Raw genomic sequence first — 3,380 nt, 5'->3', positions numbered from 1 at the left:
ACAGACGAGTGGTACCGGCTCAGCGAGAGGTACGAGAAGGCCGTCGGAGAAGTGCTGGCCGCCGACCCCCGTGTGATCGCGGAGGCCCGCAAGGCTGTCGAGGCGCTGTACTTCTACCTGGTCGATCACTACGGCGAGGGCGGCATGAGAGCTGCCTTCCATAGGCCGGAGATGACCCGCAGTGCGTTCCTCCGGCTGCTGGTCGGTCGTTCGGACATCAGCGATGTCCCGCTGGGCTTGCTCATGACCGTGTTCGCGGACCTCGCCTACAAGAACTACGAGAACCAGTCCCCCGCACCCTCGCTCAGGGCCCTGTGGCAGGATCACCCGGAGCTGAACACTCAAGATCTGAAGCCGCCCACTTCCGAAACGCACAGCGACTCCTTCCTGCTCGAGACACGTGAGCGCGGCCTGCGGATGACCCAGGGACCTGCGGCGCACGTGGAGTGGCTGCTCAAAGTCCATCGCATGGTGGTCCCCGACGGCGACGCGCTGCTGTTCCGCGAGGCGATGCTGGGCTGGCTGCTGCCGTCCGGCAGGCACTCGCTGGCGGAGATCCTCGCCGCCGCCCAGCAGGCGGATGTGCGTGACAGCGTTGAGCCCGACATCTCCCGCGTCGACGCGGCCCGGCTGCACGGCTGGGTCAACGGCGCCCTGGCGAGGGAGCGCTCACTCGCGCTGACGGACACCCCCCCCACCGCCAGCCGCGGCCTGGCTAACCGCCTCAGGCTGCCGCACCACGATAGCTACTTTTGGTTGACGCTCTCGGCCTTCATGAAGCGAAGGCACACGTTCCCGCAGATCATAGACTTCCTCCGCCTGATCCGGGAGGCGGAACCGGTTAATCCGGAAGCTCCGTCGTTCGAGGCGAGCGAAAAGGCGAGGGAGGAGTGGCGGCACCGGCGTGCGTCGCTGGAGGAATGGCTGCACCGTCACCAGGACATCGCCCTTCTGAGGGACAACCTGCTCGACGCCTACGCCATGGCGATCTACCTGGTCAGCGGTGTGGACGCGCGGCTGATCGAGGCATTGGACAGCGGAGAGCTGCCGCACAGGCAGCTCATGGCCGCGGCGGCGGGCGGACACTCGCAGTTTCCGCTGCTGTACCTGCAGTATGATGATGACGGCGACACGTTCCAGTACCAATTCCCCATTGAGAACTGGTCTCCGGGGCAGCGGTGGGTTGACCGGTGGGGCTGGGATCTGCGCGGCGAACTGGGCCTTCATGGTGAGTTGGCGGCTGAGGCGCTGGAGATGCTGCCTCCTGTCGACACGCGGGTCTACTGGACGAGTGTGCCGGATTCGGCGGCGGGCGGTGGTGTGCCCGGGGTGGGGACTAAGCGGACGTGGTCCCGGTTCCATCGTGTGACCACCAGTGCGGAAGCCGCGCTCGAAGAGCTCCGCGGTCTTGCCGGGGGCCAGGGCCTGCCGGTGATGTGGAGCGTGGACCGTGCCACGGCACGTGATGTCTCGCCGCTGTCGAGGAATCCGCAGCTCCGCACGGTGCTCTATCCGTCCCGGACCAACTTCCGGGTGGAGTCGGCAGGCCCGTACCACGACGTGGTGACCGGCCGCACCTTCCTGCGGGTGGAGTTGAGTGAGCTGCCCGCCGGTCAGCCGGTCGAGCTGAGCGAGCTGCCCGCCGATCAGCCGGCCGAGCCCTGGGACCAGCCGATCGTCACCCGGGACCTCACGTCAGGGGGCCGGTGGGTCGGCGTGGCGAGCTTTGATGCCCGGTACTGGGCACGAGCGGGGAAGGCAGTGGAGCGGACGCGTGGGCTCGCTGCCTGGTGGCCCGTGAACGCCTACCATGTGGGCGTCGGGGCTCCGGAGCCGCTGAACTGGGACGGTGACTGGTTCGTGGCCGCCGCGCACGGCTCTCCGCATTCCGTGAGTGTGGTGTCGCGTTACGGTCCGCGGAAGATCAGCGGCGCGGAGTGGGGCCGGTACCTCAAGTCGCTGTTGGACCGCGGCGGGCTGCCCGCACAGACCCGGATCTTCCTCTCCTCTTCTTACGCGGGGGCTGAGGTGCCCGGCGGGGATTCGGTGGGGCAGCAGGTCGCCGACTGGACCGGGCACCGGACCACGGCCCCGACCGCGGAGATCCTTGTGACCCGGCCGACGGGACAGCCGTACATGGGGCTGGTTGTGGAGGCCGGCCAGAAGCCGCCCCGGCTGGTCGAGTTCACCCCGCGGGACCGGACGCGGGCCGCCACCGCACGTCCCGGGGATCCCGGTTTCCCCGAGTACGCCAGCGGCTTCCGTGCCTTGTACGACCATCCGGACTGGCAACGGCGCAGCCGCCGGTACGAGCGGCGCCTCGGCAAGCATATGGCTGCGGACCCTGCTGTGCAGCGGGCCGCCTGGCACCTCGTGGCCGTGCTGGGCCCCAGGTACCGGACGGTCATCGAAGACCGGCTGACGCGGCACGACCACCCACTGGTCCGTGACCTCGCCCAGCGTGTGCTGGAGGTGCTGGGGCGGAACACGGCCGCCGACGGCGCGACCGATCATGAGGTGTGGGGCCTGCTGTACGTGGTCGCTGAGGCCGCGCTCCGCGACGGGACGCCCGTGCGCACTTCGTCGAGCGGCCCCGCTTGGCGGTGGACACTGCGCGGCGGCCACGGTTTCCCGCTCATGAACAACCGCACCGATGTGGTCATGCGGTTGCTGGAGGCCTACCGGGACCTGGCTCCCGCCCGGATGCTGCCCGCCGCCAGGGCGGCGCTCATGGCCTCGCTGCTCTCCCAGGGGAAGGACAGCCTGTACGAGATCCTCGCCGACTCGCACACGGTTGCGCGGTTCCCCGCGGCGGAGCGCGTCGTCCTCCTCCAGGACGCGGCCCACCTGTACGCCTGGGCCGACACAGCGCTCGCGGGGCGTTCCGGCCTCGAGACGCCCTATCAGACGCTGTACACGGAACAGCACGACTGGCTCGCCCCCGACTGGGCACGGGCCGGGGCCGCTCGCCGTGAGGCGTCGGCCGAGTGGGCACGGCGTCATCCGCGTGCTCGGGTCGGGGATCTGCTGACCTCTTCTGGGCACTTCATCGCGCTGAATTTGTTGAGTGGTGGGGCGGACCGGCGTCTGCTGACGGTCGCGGCAAGCGGCGGACCGGTCGAGCGTGTCCGAAACGCTCTGCGGGACGAGGCCCGGGCCGTGGTGCGTGAAGCGGTGGACAACGCGCACGCCGACGGGGCGTCGGGCTTCCCGCGCATGCTGCTGCGCGATGACGCCTTCCGCGACCTGGCACACAGCGTTCAGCGGATACCGGCCACTTCGCCCGACTTCCACGCCCGGCGGGCGGTCGCTCTCAACCGCATGCTGGTCCGGATGGACGCGGGGCTGCTCGACGAGTTGTTCGCCCAGGCTCCGGAGCA

1 protein-coding gene is annotated in these 3,380 nt (G+C 69.4%); it reads left to right on the top strand.

The window, feature by feature from the left end; all coding sequences use genetic code 11:
• Positions 1 to 3,380: hypothetical protein (locus ACI2L1_RS45020; RefSeq protein WP_404745279.1), on the top strand; the 3,380-nt coding region annotated here is incomplete at both ends.

Origin of the sequence: Streptomyces sp. NPDC019531 (assembly GCF_044903305.1) — a bacterium.
Lineage (GTDB): Bacteria > Actinomycetota > Actinomycetes > Streptomycetales > Streptomycetaceae > Streptomyces.
This window is presented reverse-complemented; position numbering and strand designations above follow the sequence as displayed.